Origin of the sequence: Metabacillus mesotrionivorans (genome assembly GCF_052171315.1) — a bacterium.
GTDB lineage: Bacteria > Bacillota > Bacilli > Bacillales > Bacillaceae > Bacillus_P.
Map to the genome: position 1 here is coordinate 253,952 of NZ_JBQMFF010000001.1, position 16,006 is coordinate 269,957.

The 16,006-nt window shown below is 44.1% G+C and carries 17 protein-coding genes; 12 read left to right on the forward strand and 5 right to left on the reverse strand.

Going from position 1 to position 16,006, the window contains the following annotated elements; translation table 11 throughout:
- Positions 1–29: 29 nt before the first annotated feature.
- Both ACTSEZ_RS01185 and ACTSEZ_RS01190 read right to left on the reverse strand, forming a co-directional pair.
- Positions 30–248, reverse strand: coding sequence for a hypothetical protein (locus ACTSEZ_RS01185; protein WP_369732335.1), 219 nt, complete (start codon positions 246–248; stop codon positions 30–32).
- A gap of 584 nt (positions 249–832) precedes the next feature.
- Positions 833–1,588 (reverse strand): alpha/beta hydrolase, encoded by a 756-nt coding sequence (locus tag ACTSEZ_RS01190; RefSeq protein WP_369732336.1) that lies wholly within the window; start codon positions 1,586–1,588, stop codon positions 833–835.
- A gap of 158 nt (positions 1,589–1,746) precedes the next feature.
- Between ACTSEZ_RS01190 and ACTSEZ_RS01195 the strand changes: the two genes are divergently transcribed.
- Both ACTSEZ_RS01195 and ACTSEZ_RS01200 read left to right on the forward strand, forming a co-directional pair.
- Positions 1,747–2,979: an MDR family MFS transporter gene (locus ACTSEZ_RS01195; RefSeq protein WP_369732337.1), complete on the forward strand. Its 1,233-nt coding sequence runs from the start codon at positions 1,747–1,749 to the stop codon at positions 2,977–2,979.
- Positions 2,980–3,045: 66 nt separating this feature from the next.
- Positions 3,046–3,594, forward strand: coding sequence for a hypothetical protein (locus ACTSEZ_RS01200; protein WP_369732338.1), 549 nt, complete (start codon positions 3,046–3,048; stop codon positions 3,592–3,594).
- A gap of 200 nt (positions 3,595–3,794) precedes the next feature.
- Here ACTSEZ_RS01200 and ACTSEZ_RS01205 read toward each other — a convergent pair whose 3' ends face one another.
- Positions 3,795–4,541 carry a YwaF family protein gene (locus tag ACTSEZ_RS01205; RefSeq protein ID WP_369732339.1) on the reverse strand — a complete coding sequence of 249 codons (747 nt, stop codon included), beginning with the start codon at positions 4,539–4,541 and terminating at the stop codon, positions 3,795–3,797.
- A gap of 134 nt (positions 4,542–4,675) precedes the next feature.
- Here ACTSEZ_RS01205 and ACTSEZ_RS01210 point away from each other — a divergent pair, with 134 nt between their 5' ends.
- From ACTSEZ_RS01210 to ACTSEZ_RS01230, 5 genes are all read left to right on the forward strand, one after another.
- The gene (locus ACTSEZ_RS01210) at positions 4,676–5,197 is read left to right on the forward strand and encodes a helix-turn-helix domain-containing protein (protein ID WP_369732340.1); all 522 of its coding nucleotides are present in this window, start codon (positions 4,676–4,678) and stop codon (positions 5,195–5,197) included.
- A 21-nt stretch (positions 5,198–5,218) separates the two neighbouring features.
- The gene (locus ACTSEZ_RS01215) at positions 5,219–5,998 is read left to right on the forward strand and encodes a CPBP family glutamic-type intramembrane protease (RefSeq protein ID WP_369732341.1); all 780 of its coding nucleotides are present in this window, start codon (positions 5,219–5,221) and stop codon (positions 5,996–5,998) included.
- 24 nt (positions 5,999–6,022) lie between these two features.
- Entirely contained in the window at positions 6,023–6,946 is a 924-nt protein-coding gene (locus ACTSEZ_RS01220) for an ABC transporter ATP-binding protein (protein WP_369732342.1), read from the forward strand.
- Positions 6,915–7,742 (forward strand): ABC transporter permease subunit, encoded by an 828-nt coding sequence (locus ACTSEZ_RS01225; protein WP_369732344.1) that lies wholly within the window; start codon positions 6,915–6,917, stop codon positions 7,740–7,742. Before ACTSEZ_RS01220 ends, ACTSEZ_RS01225 begins: the two co-directional genes overlap by 32 nt.
- Positions 7,743–8,650: 908 nt before the next feature.
- Entirely contained in the window at positions 8,651–9,214 is a 564-nt protein-coding gene (locus ACTSEZ_RS01230; RefSeq protein ID WP_369732345.1) for a cysteine hydrolase family protein, read from the forward strand.
- 102 nt (positions 9,215–9,316) lie between these two features.
- Here ACTSEZ_RS01230 and ACTSEZ_RS01235 read toward each other — a convergent pair whose 3' ends face one another.
- A complete protein-coding gene (locus ACTSEZ_RS01235) occupies positions 9,317–10,084 on the reverse strand; it encodes a SurA N-terminal domain-containing protein (protein WP_369732346.1) in 768 nt (255 codons plus the stop codon).
- Positions 10,085–10,288: 204 nt separating this feature from the next.
- Here ACTSEZ_RS01235 and ACTSEZ_RS01240 point away from each other — a divergent pair, with 204 nt between their 5' ends.
- From ACTSEZ_RS01240 to ACTSEZ_RS01260, 5 genes are all read left to right on the forward strand, one after another.
- Entirely contained in the window at positions 10,289–10,639 is a 351-nt protein-coding gene (locus ACTSEZ_RS01240; protein WP_369732347.1) for a VOC family protein, read from the forward strand.
- A gap of 3 nt (positions 10,640–10,642) precedes the next feature.
- Positions 10,643–11,152, forward strand: a complete 510-nt coding sequence (locus ACTSEZ_RS01245) for an acyl-CoA thioesterase (RefSeq protein ID WP_203289803.1) — start codon at positions 10,643–10,645, stop codon at positions 11,150–11,152.
- 10 nt (positions 11,153–11,162) lie between these two features.
- Positions 11,163–11,705: a GNAT family N-acetyltransferase gene (locus ACTSEZ_RS01250; protein ID WP_369732349.1), complete on the forward strand. Its 543-nt coding sequence runs from the start codon at positions 11,163–11,165 to the stop codon at positions 11,703–11,705.
- Between the two features lie 144 nt (positions 11,706–11,849).
- Positions 11,850–12,317, forward strand: a complete 468-nt coding sequence (locus ACTSEZ_RS01255) for a MarR family winged helix-turn-helix transcriptional regulator (RefSeq protein WP_369732351.1) — start codon at positions 11,850–11,852, stop codon at positions 12,315–12,317.
- Positions 12,314–15,469 carry an MMPL family transporter gene (locus ACTSEZ_RS01260; protein WP_369732352.1) on the forward strand — a complete coding sequence of 1,052 codons (3,156 nt, stop codon included), beginning with the start codon at positions 12,314–12,316 and terminating at the stop codon, positions 15,467–15,469. Before ACTSEZ_RS01255 ends, ACTSEZ_RS01260 begins: the two co-directional genes overlap by 4 nt.
- Before the next feature lie 56 nt (positions 15,470–15,525).
- Here ACTSEZ_RS01260 and ACTSEZ_RS01265 read toward each other — a convergent pair whose 3' ends face one another.
- Entirely contained in the window at positions 15,526–15,867 is a 342-nt protein-coding gene (locus ACTSEZ_RS01265; RefSeq protein WP_369732353.1) for a YflT domain-containing protein, read from the reverse strand.
- Between the last annotated feature and the right edge of the window lie 139 nt (positions 15,868–16,006).

Below are 16,006 nucleotides of genomic sequence, written 5' to 3' on the forward strand. Positions count from 1 at the left end.
AACCTCTATTTCTGTTTTGTTATGAATCTTTATTTCTTCTGAAAAAATCGTATCCGCCCCTTTTGATCAAACTGAATTCCTTTAAAGTCTTTTTTGACGTTGATGCCGATCGTCATGTAGATAAAAAGCGGAAGCCAGAAAATCAATAAAAGGATTTTGGTCAACAGCGGCAATTCCCCTTCAAATGGAATCAGACTGCCGATCTTGAGATAAATGAGAAAACAGATAATACCTATAATGATTTCCATGTTTGTATCACTCCTTCTAAAGATATTGTACCTCCGGCTTCCTGAAAACGGAAATGAAAATGCGTATCTGAAATGGATCTGGAGGAAATGTCCCTTCAGCCCGGCCGGAGAGATGGGAAGGGCAATAAGACAGCAGGAAATGTCCTTTCAGCCGAGCGGGAGAGATGGGAAGGGCAATAAAACAGCAGGAAATAGCCCTTCAGCTAAACCGAAGTGAACTGAAGGTCAATAAGACAGCAACAAATAGCCCTTCAGCCAAACCGGAGTGAACTGAAGGGCAATAAGGCAGCAGGAAATAACCCTTCAGCCCGGCCGGAGAGATGGGAAGGGCAATAAGACAGCAGGAAATGTCCTTTCAGCCGAGCGGGAGAGATGGGAAGGGCAATAAAACAGCAGGAAATAGCCCTTCAGCTAAACCGAAGTGAACCGAAGGTCAATAAGACAGCGACAAATAGCCCTTCAGCTAAACCGAAGTGAACTGAAGGGCTATAATGCAGCAGGAAATAACCCTTCAGCGCAGCCGGAGCGAAGCGAAGGGGCATAAAAAAACAAGATGCCAACTTCTGCCGGCAAAGCCGGCCAGATTATACAGCCGTCTGATTCAGTACATGCTCGATAAACTCAAGCGTCTGATCAATAATGATCTGCTGATCATGGTCAAGTGTTGCCACATGGTAGCTGTTTTCAAGTACAATCATTTTTTTATGCTCGGACAAGATTTCATCCATGATGAGTCTGGAGTTATCCGGCGGAACAACATGGTCCTCTGTTGATACAAAAACGAGTGCCGGGCATTTGATTTCATGTAAGTTTTGTCTTACCAGCGCCATAAGCTTATTAATTTCTTTTATTGATTGAACCGGTGTTTTATCGTACGCAAGCTCGGTAACAGCAGGATTTTTGATATCCGATCCGATGGCATCAAGAAAACGGGCCTGAATCTGCTGGGCGCCTGCCATTGTCGGGATGTCAACTGCTGCATTGATCGGGATAATCGCTTTAATTTCCGGATGTTTTTGGGCAAGATAGAGTGTCAGGGTGCCGCCCATGGACAGGCCGGTGACGAAAATAGTGTTGCAGCGGTCTTTAAGCCACTGGTAGCCTTCTTCTACAGAAGCAGTCCAATCCTCATAAGTGGTTCCTTCCATTTCCTCATAGTGCGTGCCATGGCCTTTCAGCCTCGGACCGCAAACCGTGTATCCTGCTTTTGCATAAGCCTCGCCGAGCGGACGCATGCTTTGGGTGGAGCCGGTAAATCCGTGTGATACGAGAATACCTATTGAATTTCCTTCAAAGTAAAATGGTTCTGCGCCTTCTAATACGGGATAACGTTCTGACATCCTCATTCCTCCTTTAAAAATGAAAACCCTTTCTCAGAACGATTCGATACCGGACATACAATCTCCTACTTAAGAATGAGAATCTTCGTTCCATTTAAGGATTCAAAAACTGTGAAATTGTGGTAAACTTTCTCTTATTACAGGACGGAGGAACCAAAATGAATCAGCTTAAACACGTCCATCCGCTTGGCTGGAACATCCTGATCGGAACCATTTTCGGGCGCATGGCAACATCTATGAGTCTTCCATTTTTAGCAATCTATTTAACGCAGGTGAAGGGCGTATCGGCCGCTATGACCGGAACCATTATTGCCGTAAGCTCGCTGGCAGGTATTTTATCAAGCTTCTATGGCGGATATTTGTCAGACAAACTGGGCAGGAAAAAAGTGCTGATCACATCTATTTTCGGCTGGGTCTTCGTTTTTATCGGCTTTGGCGCTGCGGACACAGTTCTTGCTTTTTTCATCATGAATGCGCTGAACGGAGTATGCCGTTCCGTATTTGAACCAACCTCAAGAGCCCTTTTATCCGATCTGACAGAACAGAAAAACAGGCTTCTTATTTTTAATTTAAGATACGCCGCAATCAATGTGGGGGTCGTCTTCGGACCGCTGCTCGGTATTTATTTGGGTTCGTCAAAAACAACGTCGCCTTTTTTTATAGCCGCCATTATTTATGCCCTATACGGATTATCCCTTCTGATTACGTTCATGAAAACATCACATAAAACGGAAACGAAGAAAGCTGTGCGGATCTCATTTAAAGAAGCTGTGCAGGTGACTAGAAAGGATAACTTGCTGCTTTTATCCCTGGTCGGCATCATCCTGTGCATCACCGGATTTTCACAGCTGACCTCGACACTGCCTCAATTCTTTGCCATGTCGCCTGACATTAAAGACGGGGCTAAAACATTTTCAATCCTGCTGTCGCTAAATGCCGTGACAGTGCTGGTGATCCAGTATCCGATTGTAAGAGTTGCAAAAAAACATCCTCCCATTTTTTCTATTATTCTTGGGAATATGCTGGTCGGCATCAGTCTTTTCAGTTTTGCATTCGCCCACAGCATCTGGCTGATTGCACTTGTAGTCATCTTGTTTACTGTAGGAGAGGTTCTTCTCTTCTCCATGATGGACGTCCTCATCGATGAACTGTCAAACCCTGAGATGAAGGGAACGTATTTTGGAGCTATGGGCTTTACCCAGCTTGGAAATGTCATCGGCCCCTGGATCGGCGGAATCCTGCTTGATGCGTACGGGTTGAGCAGCCCTGCGGCCGTCTTCAGCTGTCTCATGCTTGTGACCCTATCAGGAATTCCGGTTCTTTTTCTGGTGAAAAAAGAAATGGAAAGAAAAGTCGAAGCGAGTGTTCTTAACCAACAGGCATCCTTGTAAATAAATGTTAAAAAATTGAAACTTATGGATCCACTGATCGTATTACTTAAAAAAGGGGGACGAAACATGAAAAAACTTAGCGCATTGTTTGTTGTTGCCGCTGCACTGCTTTCGGGAGGATGTTCGCTTGAGGCAAATGCCGTGCCGAAAGACGTAAAGAGTGATATTCAAAAAGAATTCGGAAGAGACATTTATGTCCCGGAATTTGATGAGTATCCGGTGGTATATGCCGAAGTTTTTTACCCGCCGGCGGAAATAAAGAACGGAAAGAAGGATCTGGAACTGACCTATGCATCTGAGATTGGGGAGCTGGAAAAAGAGGAGAAAAAGTCGCCTGATTCGGCAGATTCCAAGCTTTTTTACGGTCCTTACAGCGGTGAACCAAAATTCAGACTTACCTACAGCTCTTATAAGCTTGATATAGATGAAGATGAGAGCAGGGTTGTGGATGGTGAAAACGTTCAATACAACAAACTTGAAGATAAATTTCTTTTAGTATCCTTCAATGCAGAGGGAGGATCCTACAGTTTTGAATTTTTACTGAGCAGTGATTTTTCAGAAGAGGATGCGCTTGATGTAATAGAGGATGTGCTTAAGCATACAGAAGAGAAGTGATTTCGGTCACTTCTCTTTTTTATCATTAAGGAAATTATAAAGAGTAGAGGGTTGTGGATCATATAACAAAGTTATCATCGGCAAGCGTAACCGCCAAGATCCTCTGTCAGAACAAATCTGTCAAAAAAGTCAAACCCGGACTTTTCTGACAGATTCTTATCTGCCTATCGGATCTGACCAAGGCGCTTGCGCTTTTGTTCTTATATAGATCTTTCTGCCTTGCTGTCTTTCATTTTGGCAGTGTAAAACGGGAGGGCAAGAAGCATAAACAGGCAAAACGCAACAGCCTCCAGCGACAGAATATACCACGGATACGGACCAAGGAAATCAATCAAAGTAGGATTCACCGGCTTTTGCGAAAGGAACATATAATTTCCGCCAAGTGCGCGATTGATGAAAAAGATACAGACAGCGGCCAAATTCAGAAAGCCCATCGTTTTGAAAACGGACGTAAACGTGACCCGATATCCCTCCGTCCATACAAAAAAGAAACAGGTCATCATGATAACCGAGTGGGTCAGGAAAAAATGAAAATAACGCAGATGAGGGAAACTGTAATTGAGTTCAGGAGTCAGGAGGGCAAGTCCTGCGCCTGCAATTCCGATAAAGTAAACGATTTCAAAAATACTTCTGTTTTTGGTGATCAGCAGGATGATGCACAAAAACAGACTCATGCTGCACAGTTCAAGCGGCAGGGTATAGGCGGCGTTCCACCTTCCATTCCATAGGAGCCAGATGTGGTAGGCTGCTTCAAACAGCACTCCGGTTCCTGCAAGCAAAAGTCTAAATCCTAAGTTCCATCCCTTATGAAGAAAGGTTTTCCGTATACCATACATGCAAGCAAGCAGGAAGAGCAGAAAACAGAGTCCTCCTAGATGAGCGGGAGAAAATAAAGTGAAGGGATTTTGTTCATAGGATGTGCTGAAAAATGAAATCAAAGGATTCAACTCTCTTCATTTTTCTATCATTATAATGGTTTCATTATTGATTAAAAAGATAAAAATGGAAGAAACATCAGTTGATTATTATCATTATGTATATTATTATTAAAAGTGATAATAAAAGTTGGAGGGTTATAAAAATGAAGAAAAAAATGGACCTGATCCTTCATCCTGTCCGGTTAAAAATTGTTCAGTCCCTTTTGAATGGAAAGACAATGACGGTACAGCAGCTCGCTGAGAGGGTGGAAGATGTTCCGCAGGCTACGTTATACAGACATCTGAAGAAGCTTCTCGAAGCAAACATTCTTTCAGTGGTCCAGGAAAATCAGATTAGAGGAACAGTTGAGAAAGTGTATGCACTGAATGAACCTGCTATTCAGTCCCATGAGGATTTGCTTAATCTGACAAAAGAGGAGCATCTTGAAATGTTTATGCATTTTACCACTCATTTAATGGGGATGTATGAAGCTTATTTGGAGAAGGAAAACCCTGATTTAGTAAAGGATGGTGTGACCTACAGGGTGGCAAATGTTCACCTCTCCGACGAGGAGTTTATGGAAACAGCCCAGGAAATCGGGAAGATCGTTTTGAAGGCAATGAAAAACGAGCCTTCACCTGAACGAAAAAGCAGAAACATCGCGACAATTGTCATACCTGAATAGCAGCCATTGGGGGGGGATCACATGAGAAAATTGGACGTAAAGCTAGCATTGTTTATCGGAGTCATATGTTTTGGAGCAGGTTTTTTACTGCTGCCGTACCAATTAGAGTCCTTAAAATCAGCGCTGCCGCAAAGCGAATTTGAAAAAATGACAGCGGATATGCAGGTGGGGATTATGTCTCTGGCTTTTTCCGCGCAGCTGTTTTTAATGAGTTTCCTGTTAGCCTGGGCCGGGTTTAACCTTGCGCGCAAAACGGGTTTTTCGTTTGACATTCTGCAGTCTTTTTTTGAAAAAGGGCAAAAGAAATCGTTTGCGGGTAAACCTTTTGTGCTTGCTGTCATCTTTGGTGGAATAACAGGGTTTCTTATTGTTGCTTCGGATCGTTTTTATTTTGAAAATCGCATTCTGCAATTAAATGAGTTCAGTCCTGAATTTTCATGGCTCGGTTTGGCTGCGGGTATAGCAGGGGGAGGCGTTTTTGAAGAAACTCTTCTCCGCCTGTTTTTTGTCTCCTTTCTTGTATGGGGATTCGGCAAGATTTTCAGAACATCAGGTAAGACCGTATACTGGGCAGCGATCCTCATTGCTGCTTTGGGATTTGCTGCGCTGCATTTGCCCTTTACATTCGTTCTGTTCGGCGAGCTTACAGGGTTAATCGTGTTCAGAAGCTTTTTGCTTAATGGCATCGGGGGAATTTTTTTCGGCTATCTGTATTGGAAAAATGGATTCGAATACGCAATTATTTCTCATATGTTTGCCCATATTTCCATGCAGCTGCTGTTCATTCCGCTGTTCTACTAAGGGAAGAAAAGGAGATTGACAGATATGATTAAGGTCACGGATGTATCAAAATCATTTGGCAGTCACTCAGTGCTGAATGGTGTGAATTTTAAAGCGGAAGAAGGACGGATTATCGGACTGCTCGGTCCTAACGGAGCGGGAAAGACGACGTTTATCCGGATACTGAATGGAGTCATCAAGCCTGACAGCGGTGAAATCTCCATTTTTGGCCATGATCCTGCCTCAAGCGGAGATGAAATCAGGAAGCTGTCAGGTGTTGTGACAGAAAGTGCCGGCCTTTATCACCAGCTAAGCGGACAGGAGAATCTCTCGTTCTTTGCTGACTTATACGGTGTAAAAGAAAAAGCAAGAACAGGAGAGCTGCTTGAGCTTTTTGATCTTGCAGAACATAAAGACAAACCGGCAGGTACCTACAGCACAGGCATGAAAAAACGTCTGGCGCTGGCGAAAGCACTCCTGCATAAACCAAAGCTTCTTTATTTAGATGAACCAACAAATGGTTTGGATCCGGACGGCATCAAAATGGTCCTTTCCTATTTGAAAAAGTACAACAAAGAAACAGGAACAACCATCATCATCTGTTCCCATGTTCTTCATCAGCTTGAACCTGTCTGCGACTCTTTTGCGTTCCTTGAAAACCGGACGATTGTTGAACAGGGCACGGCATTAGAGCTAGCAGGTAAATACCTGAATGAGATCAAAGTAAAAGTGGTAACGGAGCCGGTCATGATTCAAAGGGATGCAGCAAGTTTTCCTTTTGACCAGCTGAAACCGGGAGAAGCGGTATTCACTCTTCCTTCTAAAGAACACATTTCAGGGCTGCTGAGGGAACTTTTAAAAAAGCATTCCATTTATTCAGCTGAGATGGTAAACAGCGGACTTGAGGCCATCTATTTTAAAGTAAGGGAGATGCACAATGAACAGCACAATCATGAAGGCCATCATTAAAAAAGACCTGAGAGACATTATCCGCAGCAAGAACCTGTTTGCCGTACTGATCATTATCCCTGTTCTTTTCTCAAGCGTCATCCCTGCAGCCATTCTCTCTGCCGCTCTCTTTTTAGATCTTGAGGAACTTGCCGGCAGTGACGCGGAGAGGATGATTACGAGCTTCATGACCCAGCTGAACCGGGAAAGCATTGCTTTTGAAACAGTTGAACAGCAGTTTGTCTTTTTATTTTTAAATTACATGCTGCCGTCTCTTTTTCTTCTCGTTCCAATTATCACAGCAAGCGTTGTCGCAGCGAACAGTTTTGTTGGAGAGAAAGAGCGCAGAACACTTGAAAGTCTCCTGTTTTCGCCAGTGTCTGTCAAAACGCTGTTTGTGAGCAAGATCATTGGATCATTCTTGCCTTCGCTGCTTGTATCGTTTGCAAGTTTTGTTCTAAGCGGGATCATTATCAACAGTCTCGGCTATCAGCTGTACAGACAAATGATTTTCCCGTCCGCCAACTGGCTCGTTCTTATTTTCTGGCTGTCTCCGATGGTTTCCCTGCTGACAGTCCTGCTGAACGTGCTAATCTCTTCACGGGTGAAGACGTATCAGGAAGCGCAGAACATCGGCGGGATCATTGTCCTGCCTGTAGTCGCAATGATGGCCGGTCAGGCAAGCGGGCTCTTTTTAGTAGGGTCTGGAGTCACGTTTTTAATCGGACTAGGCCTGCTCCTTGTGAATTTGCTGCTGATAAGCAGAATGGCAAAGTTCAGCGACCGGTATATGCTGTTTGAAAAGCAGATTCATTGATGTTGCTGAAATTTTAAACGGAGCACTTTCTGACTTGAGAGTTGATGGCACTTGTCCGGTAGAATTGTGTCCTTCGTGAAGTGTTTCAGGGCGTGAAGGTCAAAAAAACGGCCGGATTGTGCCCTTCGTGAAGTATTCCTTGGCGTGAAGGTCACAGAACAGGAAGGATTGTGCCCTTCGTGAAGTGTAGCAAGGCGTGAAGGTCACAAATCAGGAAGGAATGTGCCCTTGGTGAAGTGTTCCAAGGCGTGAAGGTCACAAATCAGGAAGGATTGTGCCCTTGGTGAAGTGTTCCAAGGCGTGAAGGTCACAGAACAGGAATGATTGTGTCCTTCGTGAAGTATTCCATGGCGTGAAGGTCACAAATCAGGAAGAGTAGTGCCATCAGGCGGAGAGATCTCAGAGTTGATGGCACTTATCCGGGAGAATAGAACCCTCAAGCAGAGCAATCACAGAGTTGATGGCACTTACCCGGGAGAATGGAACCCTCAAGCATTGCAATCACAGAGTTGATGGCACTTATCCGGGAGAATGGAACCCTCAAGCAGTGCAATCACAGAGTTGATGGCACTTATCCGGGAGAATGGAACCCTCAAGCGGAGAAATCACAGAGTTGATGACACTTATCCAGAAGAGTAGAACCCTCAAGCAGAGAGATCTCAGAGTTGATGGCACTTATTCACCAGAAGGGAACCCCCAAGCAGAGAAATCTTAGAGTTGATGGTACTTATCCAGCAGAAAGGAACCCTCAAGCGGAGAAATCACAGAGTTGATGACACTTATCCAGAAGAGTAGAACCCTCAAGCAGAGAGATCTCAGAGTTGATGGCACTTATTCACCAGAAGGGAACCCCCAAGCAGAGAAATCTCAAAGCTAATGCCACTAATCAAACAAGGGAGAGCGAATGAATGAATACAGCTATTCTAGTACTTGATATTCAAAAGGGCTTTATCGGCCAAAAAGCTCGAATGCCCGCAGCAGCACATCAAATAGAACCGATGTTGGAGAATGTAAATGACATTGTGGAGAAAGCTGATCATAAAAAAATACCTGTAGTGTATATTGGCAATGAATATGAACCAAAACAATTCATGGCCAATTTTTTAACGAAAAAATCAGCATTAAAAGGGAGCGAGGGTGCTGAGCTGGATGAGAGGCTTCTGAGGGTGAAGGATTGTTATTTTTCGAAAAGCAAATCAAGTGCGTTAAGCAATCCGGAGCTTGTTGCCTATTTAACGGCTAACAGAATTAAACACTTAGTGATTGTTGGTTTGTTTGCAGAAGCATGTGTAGCTGCAACTGCACTCGATTCCATCCACAGGCAATTCACTGCAGCAGTTGTAAAAGATGCAATAGCAAGCATGAGTGATGCAAGGAAAGAGAAGTCTTTAAAGTACATGTGTTCAAAAGGGGTTGCGATCGTTGAATCCTCTCAGTTATTCCAGAATTCCTTCATGGAAAACTTGGGATAGTGCTTTAAAGTTTCCGTCAATCAAATCGTACCGGGCTAACTGGTCCTCAGACTGTCTAATCACAAAACAACCCCCGCTTACATATCAGCGGGGGTCTCTTCATTAAATCTTAAGATCAATTTTAGCGTTTTTCTTCAGTTCTTCTACTTTTTGAGCCAGAAGTTCCTGTTGTTTTTGCTGTTTGAGAGATTGCTCGATTTGAGGTTTTACTTCTTCAAGCTTAGGTACTTCCTGCTTAGCTGCTTTTCCTTGCTCTGCGTACTGGTCGTACGTTTTTTGGATCTCTTCATCAGAGATTTCGCCGGCAGGCACTTCTTTTTCGATATACTGTCTGAATTTGATGTCATCAGCAATCTGAGACTCAAGGGTTTTCATGTCCATGCCTGATTTTTTGAGTGCTGCTTCAAATTCTTTTTCTGTTTTGAATTGTTTTTTCGTTTCATCAAGCTGTTTTTTTACGTCTTCATCAGATGCTTTGTAGCCTTTTTTGTCGGCTTCCTGCATAAGAAGGGTTTGTCCGACTAAGCTGTCAAGCGTCTGCTTTTTTACTTGTTCGGCAGCTTCTTTGGACGTTGGATCCTGTCCCATTTGCTGCATTTGTCCTTGAGTTGCCTGAAGAACGCTGTTGTAGTCTTTTCCAAGAATCTTTTCGTCGTTAACGAGAGCGACCGTCTTCTTTTCATCCACTTGCTGTTTTTCTAATTTTTTCTGCATTTCTTCCATTTGCTTTTGCTGTTCCTTCTGCTGATCGGTTTCGGCTGTTTTTGCTTTATCTTCCGTTTTAGCCTCTTTGCTTTCTTCGTTGCCTCCGCATGCGGCTAAAACAACGGCCATCAGACCTGTTATGAGTGAAAACATTAATTTTTTCATCATCGATCTCCTTCCTTTAAGCTAGAAGTATAATTTTTTCTAAAAAAAAATCATCTAGTGCGCATTATAAAGGAAATGAATTGAAAAAGAAACCTTATGGGGCAGTTGTAACGAGATGTAATACGATTGAAACCTTTTTTACGAGCTAAAAAACGCCTTAAGATATGTTAGAATATGGGTGTTGGAAAAGGGGGAATTAATCATATGGGAAGTGTGGTCGGTTTTGAATTAAGCAGCAAACATCCGGAAAAAGCGGCAGCATTTTACGAGTCGGTGTTCGGATGGGATGTTGGCGAGCCAGTCTGGGATTACAGACAGGTAAAGACAGAACGGGGTTCAATCAGCAAAGGACCGGAGGATTTTCCTCATGGAACAAGAATTCAGATAGAAGTAGATTCAATTGATCAGACACTTGCCGCTGCTAAAAGGAATGGTGCTGTAATCGTCAGAGAAAAGATGGAATTTGATGACTTTTATCTTGCGTATGCAACAGACCCTGCAGGCATCGGGTTCGGTCTAGTAGAAAGAAAGAATTCTTTACATAAAGGAGATTAATCAATGGCTAAACTGCCTCCAAAACCATGTTCAGAGTCACGCGTTTTTCAGACAAACCGCGTGCTGCCTCCGGATACAAACAATCATCAGACCTTGTTTGGAGGAAAGCTGATGGCCTATATCGATGTTGTAGCATCCATTTCAGCATCCAAGCACTGCAGAACAGAATGCGTCACGGCCTCCATGGATTCGGTTGATTTTCTGCACCCGATCCGTCCGGCAGATGCGGTGCATCTTGAATCATTTGTGACGTTTACTGGAAGATCATCGATGGAAGTGTTTGTAAAAGTAACGGCAGAAGATTTAAAAAGCGGGAAGTCAAAGGTCGCAGCGACAAGCTTTATCACGTTCGTCTCACTTGACGAAAATGGCCGGCCAAAAGAAGTCCCGGCTGTCTTCCCGGAATCTGATGAGGAAAAATACTTGTTCGCCTCCGGTGATGAGCGCTCGCAGATCAGAAAATCAAGAAGAAAAGCAAGCATTGCCTTCTCTGAACAAATTAAACAATATTGAGGAATCATTCATGTCCATCCTGTACAGAAGCTTTATTGAAGAAGAGATTAAACCAGGCCTGCTCGATCAATTTGTCCGGTATCAGAAAACCGACCGGGTATGGTACGAGGAAAATGGACAATTCAGGGTAAAGGAAGATTCTTTTACCGATGATTGGGACCTCGAAAAAAAGAAAGAAGTCATTCAATCCCTGAAGCAATGCGTGCAGGCTGGAGGAACTGTCATTGGCGCCTTCCTGGCAGAGCGAATGATTGGTTTTGCAGCGGTTGAAGGAAAGAAATTCGGCAGACGCCGGCACTATCTTGAACTGTCCTATATCCATGTCTCACATGAAGCGCGGGGCAGAGGGACAGGTCTAGAGCTTTTTAAACTTGCCTGTATATATGCCAAACAAATGGGTGCTGAAAAAATGTATATTGGCGCACATCCTTCCGCGGAAACGCAGCATTTTTACCGGAAAGCAGGCTGCGTCCCTGCTAAAGAAATCAATGGGGAGATATACAGCCGCGAGCCGCTGGATCTTCAGCTTGAAGTGTCGCTTGATCCTTTTTAAGGATCTTTTTTTTGTTTACATTCTTAACAGAATCTACATTGACTTTTTCACCACTGGGCCATATAGTTAAATACGTTAAAAGTTAAATTGTTGAACTAATAATTTTGATAGATGCAGAACCTGACACTTAAGGAGGGATTGGGCATGTCATGCAGCAAAATTACCGAGCTCGTCGACCGATACATAGCGGTTTCCTATTCTGTGACGAATATCGCGGAAACACTTGTGAAAGAACAGATCGGCAGTGATCTGACGAATGATCAGCACTATATGCTGAGATATATGAGTCAGGCAAAGACCTGCACATCGACTGAACTGGCAGCTGCTTTTAATGTAAAAAAAAGTGCCATTACGGCCATCATTACACGTCTGCATGAAAAGGGACTGATTGAACGCGACCGCGATGAAAATGACCGCCGCGTTGTTTACTTAACGCTGTCTGATAAGGGACATGAGCTGTTTGAAAAAGCGGAAAACCGCATACATACGCTCGTAGAATCATTTATCAATAAATTTGATCCCGAAGAGATCACGCGGTTTATTGAAACCTATGAAAAGCTGAACAGACTTCTGATTGAAAACAAAGAAACGCATACGGGGGAATCTGAGTGAATACGATTATTAAACAAAAATGGCTTGTCCTGATTCTATGGATTGCTGTTGTTGCCGGATTGCTGTTTACAGCTCCGAACATGGCGGACCTGGTCAGGGAGAAGGGGCAGATTGATGTTCCGGAGGGCTATTCCTCTTCCTACGCATCTGAAATTCTTGATGAGGTGCAAAAAGAAGAAGGCGGGGAAGATTCAAGTTCGGTTGCTCTTGTCTTTTACAGTGATGAAAAGCTGACGAAATCAGAGATTTCCGAAGCGGAAAAGGCAATCCGCACGCTTGAAAAAGAAGAAGATAAACTCGGTATAACCGAAATTCTCACCCATTTTAACGAAGAAAGCCTTAAAGAACAGCTTGTCTCAAAAGACGGCAAAGCGATTCTTGCATCTGTCAATGTCGCATGGAACGACCGCGAACCGGAAGAAGTGAGAGATGCCCTCTATGAAGCAATCAGCGATGCTGACGTTGAATATGACTACACAGGCAACTGGATGATCAATGAAGACTTGATAAAGAGCTCTGAAGAAGGATTGAAAAAGACAGAGGGCATCACGGTTATTTTTATACTCGCAGTGCTTCTTCTCGTTTTTAGATCCATCGTGGCGCCTATTATCCCGCTTCTTGCGGTGGGCTTCACGTATCTTGCTTCACAGTCTATCGTTTCGTTTTTAGTAGATTCATTGGATTTTCCTATCTCAAACTACACTCAGATTTTCCTTGTAGCCGTTCTATTTGGAATTGGAACGGACTACTGTATTTTGATTCTGAGCCGGTTTAAAGAAGAATTGGCCGTAAGTGAAACGGTGACTGATGCCATCGTGGCAACGTATAAAAACGCGGGCCGGACAGTCTTTTTCAGCGGCGTTGCCGTCATGATCGGATTTGCTGCGATTGGATTTTCGCAGTTCAAACTCTACCAGTCTGCCTCAGCGGTTGCAGTCGGTGTGGCTGTGCTGCTTGTCGCATTATTTACGATTGTGCCGTTTTTCATGGCCGTGCTTGGCGGGAAGATTTTCTGGCCGTCCAAAAGCAAAGCAGAACACGGGGAAAGCAGACTTTGGAGCATCCTCGGCAGATTCTCGCTTGCCCGCCCGCTGCTCTCCCTGCTGATTGTTGCAGCCATTTGCGTGCCGTTTCTGGCCGTTTATGACGGCGAACTGTCATTCGATTCTCTTGAAGAAATCAGCGGGGATGTTTCCTCGATCAAGGCATTTAATGCCATTGCCGACAGCTTTGGACCGGGTGAATCCATGCCCACACAGATTGTAATGCAAAATGATGAAGAAATGGACTCTGCAGAATATGCAGCATTGGCCGAAAAAATCAGCCAAGAGGTCGAAAAAGTCGACCTTGTTGATAATATCCGGTCCGTTACCCGTCCAGCGGGAGAGCCGATTGAAGACTTCTTCGTTGCCAAACAGGCGGAAAACCTAAGTGATGGACTTGGTGACGGAAAAGAAGGAATTGACGAGATCAGCAAAGGATTGAACGAAGCGGGCAGCGAGCTGTCAAAATCGCAGCCGCAGCTGAATGATGCAACAAAAGGAATTAACGGGCTGATCTCTGGAACGTCTGAACTCCAGGCGGGCATTAATGAGGTCCAGTCAAATCTTGTCAAGATTGAAGACGGCATTCGTCAGGGCAGCACCGGCTCGGCGAAAATTAAAGAGGGGCTTTTGAATACAAAGGCAAAGCTTGAGGAGCTTTCAGCCGGGTATGAAGAGCTTGAGGCTAATTATAAGTTATTAGGAACTGGACTCGGAGAACTTACTGCAGGTTATAAAGAATTGGAAGCTGGTCTTTCATCATTGAATCAAGCCTTCAACAAGCTTAATAGTAATGATTTTGCTGCATTGGGTCAGGAGTATACAAAGCAAGAAGGTAATTCCAAGAAAAGTTTGGAAAGCGACACTAGATACCAAACGCTTGTAGGAACAGTTGCGACAGCAAAAGAATCTCTCAACTTACTGTCTCCCGGTCTTAGTGAGCTGAACGGAAAGCTATCCGCGGTCTCAGCCGGCATGACCCAGGCAAACACAGGCTTGACCCAGGCAAACAATGGTCTTGCACAATTCCCTGGCGGCATCGACGCTCTTATTAAAGGCATTGATCAGCAGCTTGCGGGACTTAATCAGCTAGCTGACGGCCAAGGGCAGATTGCCGGAAATATGCCGAAATTTTCAAACGGGCTTGGAGAAGTCAATTCCGGCCAAAAGCAGCTGCTTGACGGATTTGGTGATCTTGGCGGCCAGCTTGGTCAGCTGACGGACGGCTTAAATCAGAGTGCCGATGGGCTTAACCAAGTATCAGATGGAATTGGTTCTGCTCAGGATTACTTGACAGGTCTTTCCAAGTCTTCAGACCAAAATGGATTCTATCTGCCTGAGGAGGTTCTTGACAGCAAGGAATTTGCTCAGGCGCTTGATGCCTACATGTCAGAGGACCGGAAAACGATGACGCTTGATGTGGTGTTTGAAGCAAGCCCGTATTCCAATGAAGCGATGGAACAAGTGCCGGAGATTAAAGAAGCAGTAAGCCGCGCTGTAAAGGATACAAAGCTTGAAAATGCAGATGTGGCCGTAGGCGGCATTACAAGCACAAACGCAGATTTGAGTACTGTTTCTGCACAGGATTACTCGCGTACAGTTATTTTAATGCTTGTGGGAATCTCTATTATTCTCATCTTTATGTTCCGCTCTCTGATTATGCCAATCTATATTATCGGTTCACTCGTACTGGCCTACTTTACATCCATGGCGATCAATGAAGTGATTTTTGTAGATATTCTTCAGTACACTGGCATAAGCTGGGCTGTTCCGTTTTTTGGATTTGTTATTCTTGTCGCGCTTGGCGTCGACTACAGTATTTTCCTGATGGACCGTTTCAATGAATACCGCGATCTGTCAGTAGGCGAAGCTATGCTGATGTCTATGAAAAAGATGGGGACAGTTATTATTTCAGCAGCCGTTATCCTTGGAGGAACTTTTGCAGCAATGATGCCTTCCGGAATGCTTTCTCTGCTGCAGATTGCCTCCATTATTTTAATCGGATTGTTCTTATACGCACTTGTGATCCTGCCGCTGTTTATACCGGTTATGGTAAAAACATTCGGATCAGCAAATTGGTGGCCGTTTAAGAGAGTATCAAATGAATAACAATTGACACAAAAAAGCTCCGGGAGTTATCCCGGAGCTTTTATCATATCTGGATGTCAGAAAGTAACTTCATCCTGGTTTCTTACAATGAGAAGTGTTTTACCTTTATCAAGTTCTTCCTCAAGCTTTTCGGCCATTTCAGTGTCGAATCCGATTTCTTCCATTTTAACAACGAGCTTGTCATCCTTGCTTCTGAATACGTTTTTGATGGCCGTTCCGACACCTGTTACGCCAACACCGATTTTATTGGCATCTGTCTCTTTACGGTCGCGTCTGACGTGATCATTATCGTGTGAGAGTATGTAAATATCCTCGTCCCTGATGCCGTCATGGCGCAATCTGTCAATCGATTCCTTCAGCTGTTCATCATCGTGAAAAACTTTGAATTTCGGTTTCATCTTTATCGCCTCCATGGTAAAAAGGTACCCGCTCTATGAAAGATTGAAACAAGGAAACAAGTACTCGAAAAAAACGGGAGGAATTTGCTATAATAGATTGAATGTCAATCATACACGTGCTTGTTTAAACAGGCATTTT

Coding starts and splice junctions, on each gene's coding strand:
- ACTSEZ_RS01225 (WP_369732344.1), top strand. CDS start 6,915: ATGAACAGCACAATCATGAAGGCCATCATTAAAAAAGACCTGAGAGAC.
- ACTSEZ_RS01210 (WP_369732340.1), top strand. CDS start 4,676: ATGAAGAAAAAAATGGACCTGATCCTTCATCCTGTCCGGTTAAAAATT.
- ACTSEZ_RS01240 (WP_369732347.1), top strand. CDS start 10,289: ATGGGAAGTGTGGTCGGTTTTGAATTAAGCAGCAAACATCCGGAAAAA.
- ACTSEZ_RS01215 (WP_369732341.1), top strand. CDS start 5,219: ATGAGAAAATTGGACGTAAAGCTAGCATTGTTTATCGGAGTCATATGT.
- ACTSEZ_RS01190 (WP_369732336.1), bottom strand. CDS start 1,588: ATGTCAGAACGTTATCCCGTATTAGAAGGCGCAGAACCATTTTACTTT.
- ACTSEZ_RS01230 (WP_369732345.1), top strand. CDS start 8,651: ATGAATACAGCTATTCTAGTACTTGATATTCAAAAGGGCTTTATCGGC.
- ACTSEZ_RS01250 (WP_369732349.1), top strand. CDS start 11,163: ATGTCCATCCTGTACAGAAGCTTTATTGAAGAAGAGATTAAACCAGGC.
- ACTSEZ_RS01255 (WP_369732351.1), top strand. CDS start 11,850: ATGTCATGCAGCAAAATTACCGAGCTCGTCGACCGATACATAGCGGTT.
- ACTSEZ_RS01245 (WP_203289803.1), top strand. CDS start 10,643: ATGGCTAAACTGCCTCCAAAACCATGTTCAGAGTCACGCGTTTTTCAG.
- ACTSEZ_RS01235 (WP_369732346.1), bottom strand. CDS start 10,084: ATGAAAAAATTAATGTTTTCACTCATAACAGGTCTGATGGCCGTTGTT.
- ACTSEZ_RS01265 (WP_369732353.1), bottom strand. CDS start 15,867: ATGAAACCGAAATTCAAAGTTTTTCACGATGATGAACAGCTGAAGGAA.
- ACTSEZ_RS01200 (WP_369732338.1), top strand. CDS start 3,046: ATGAAAAAACTTAGCGCATTGTTTGTTGTTGCCGCTGCACTGCTTTCG.
- ACTSEZ_RS01185 (WP_369732335.1), bottom strand. CDS start 248: ATGGAAATCATTATAGGTATTATCTGTTTTCTCATTTATCTCAAGATC.
- ACTSEZ_RS01195 (WP_369732337.1), top strand. CDS start 1,747: ATGAATCAGCTTAAACACGTCCATCCGCTTGGCTGGAACATCCTGATC.
- ACTSEZ_RS01220 (WP_369732342.1), top strand. CDS start 6,023: ATGATTAAGGTCACGGATGTATCAAAATCATTTGGCAGTCACTCAGTG.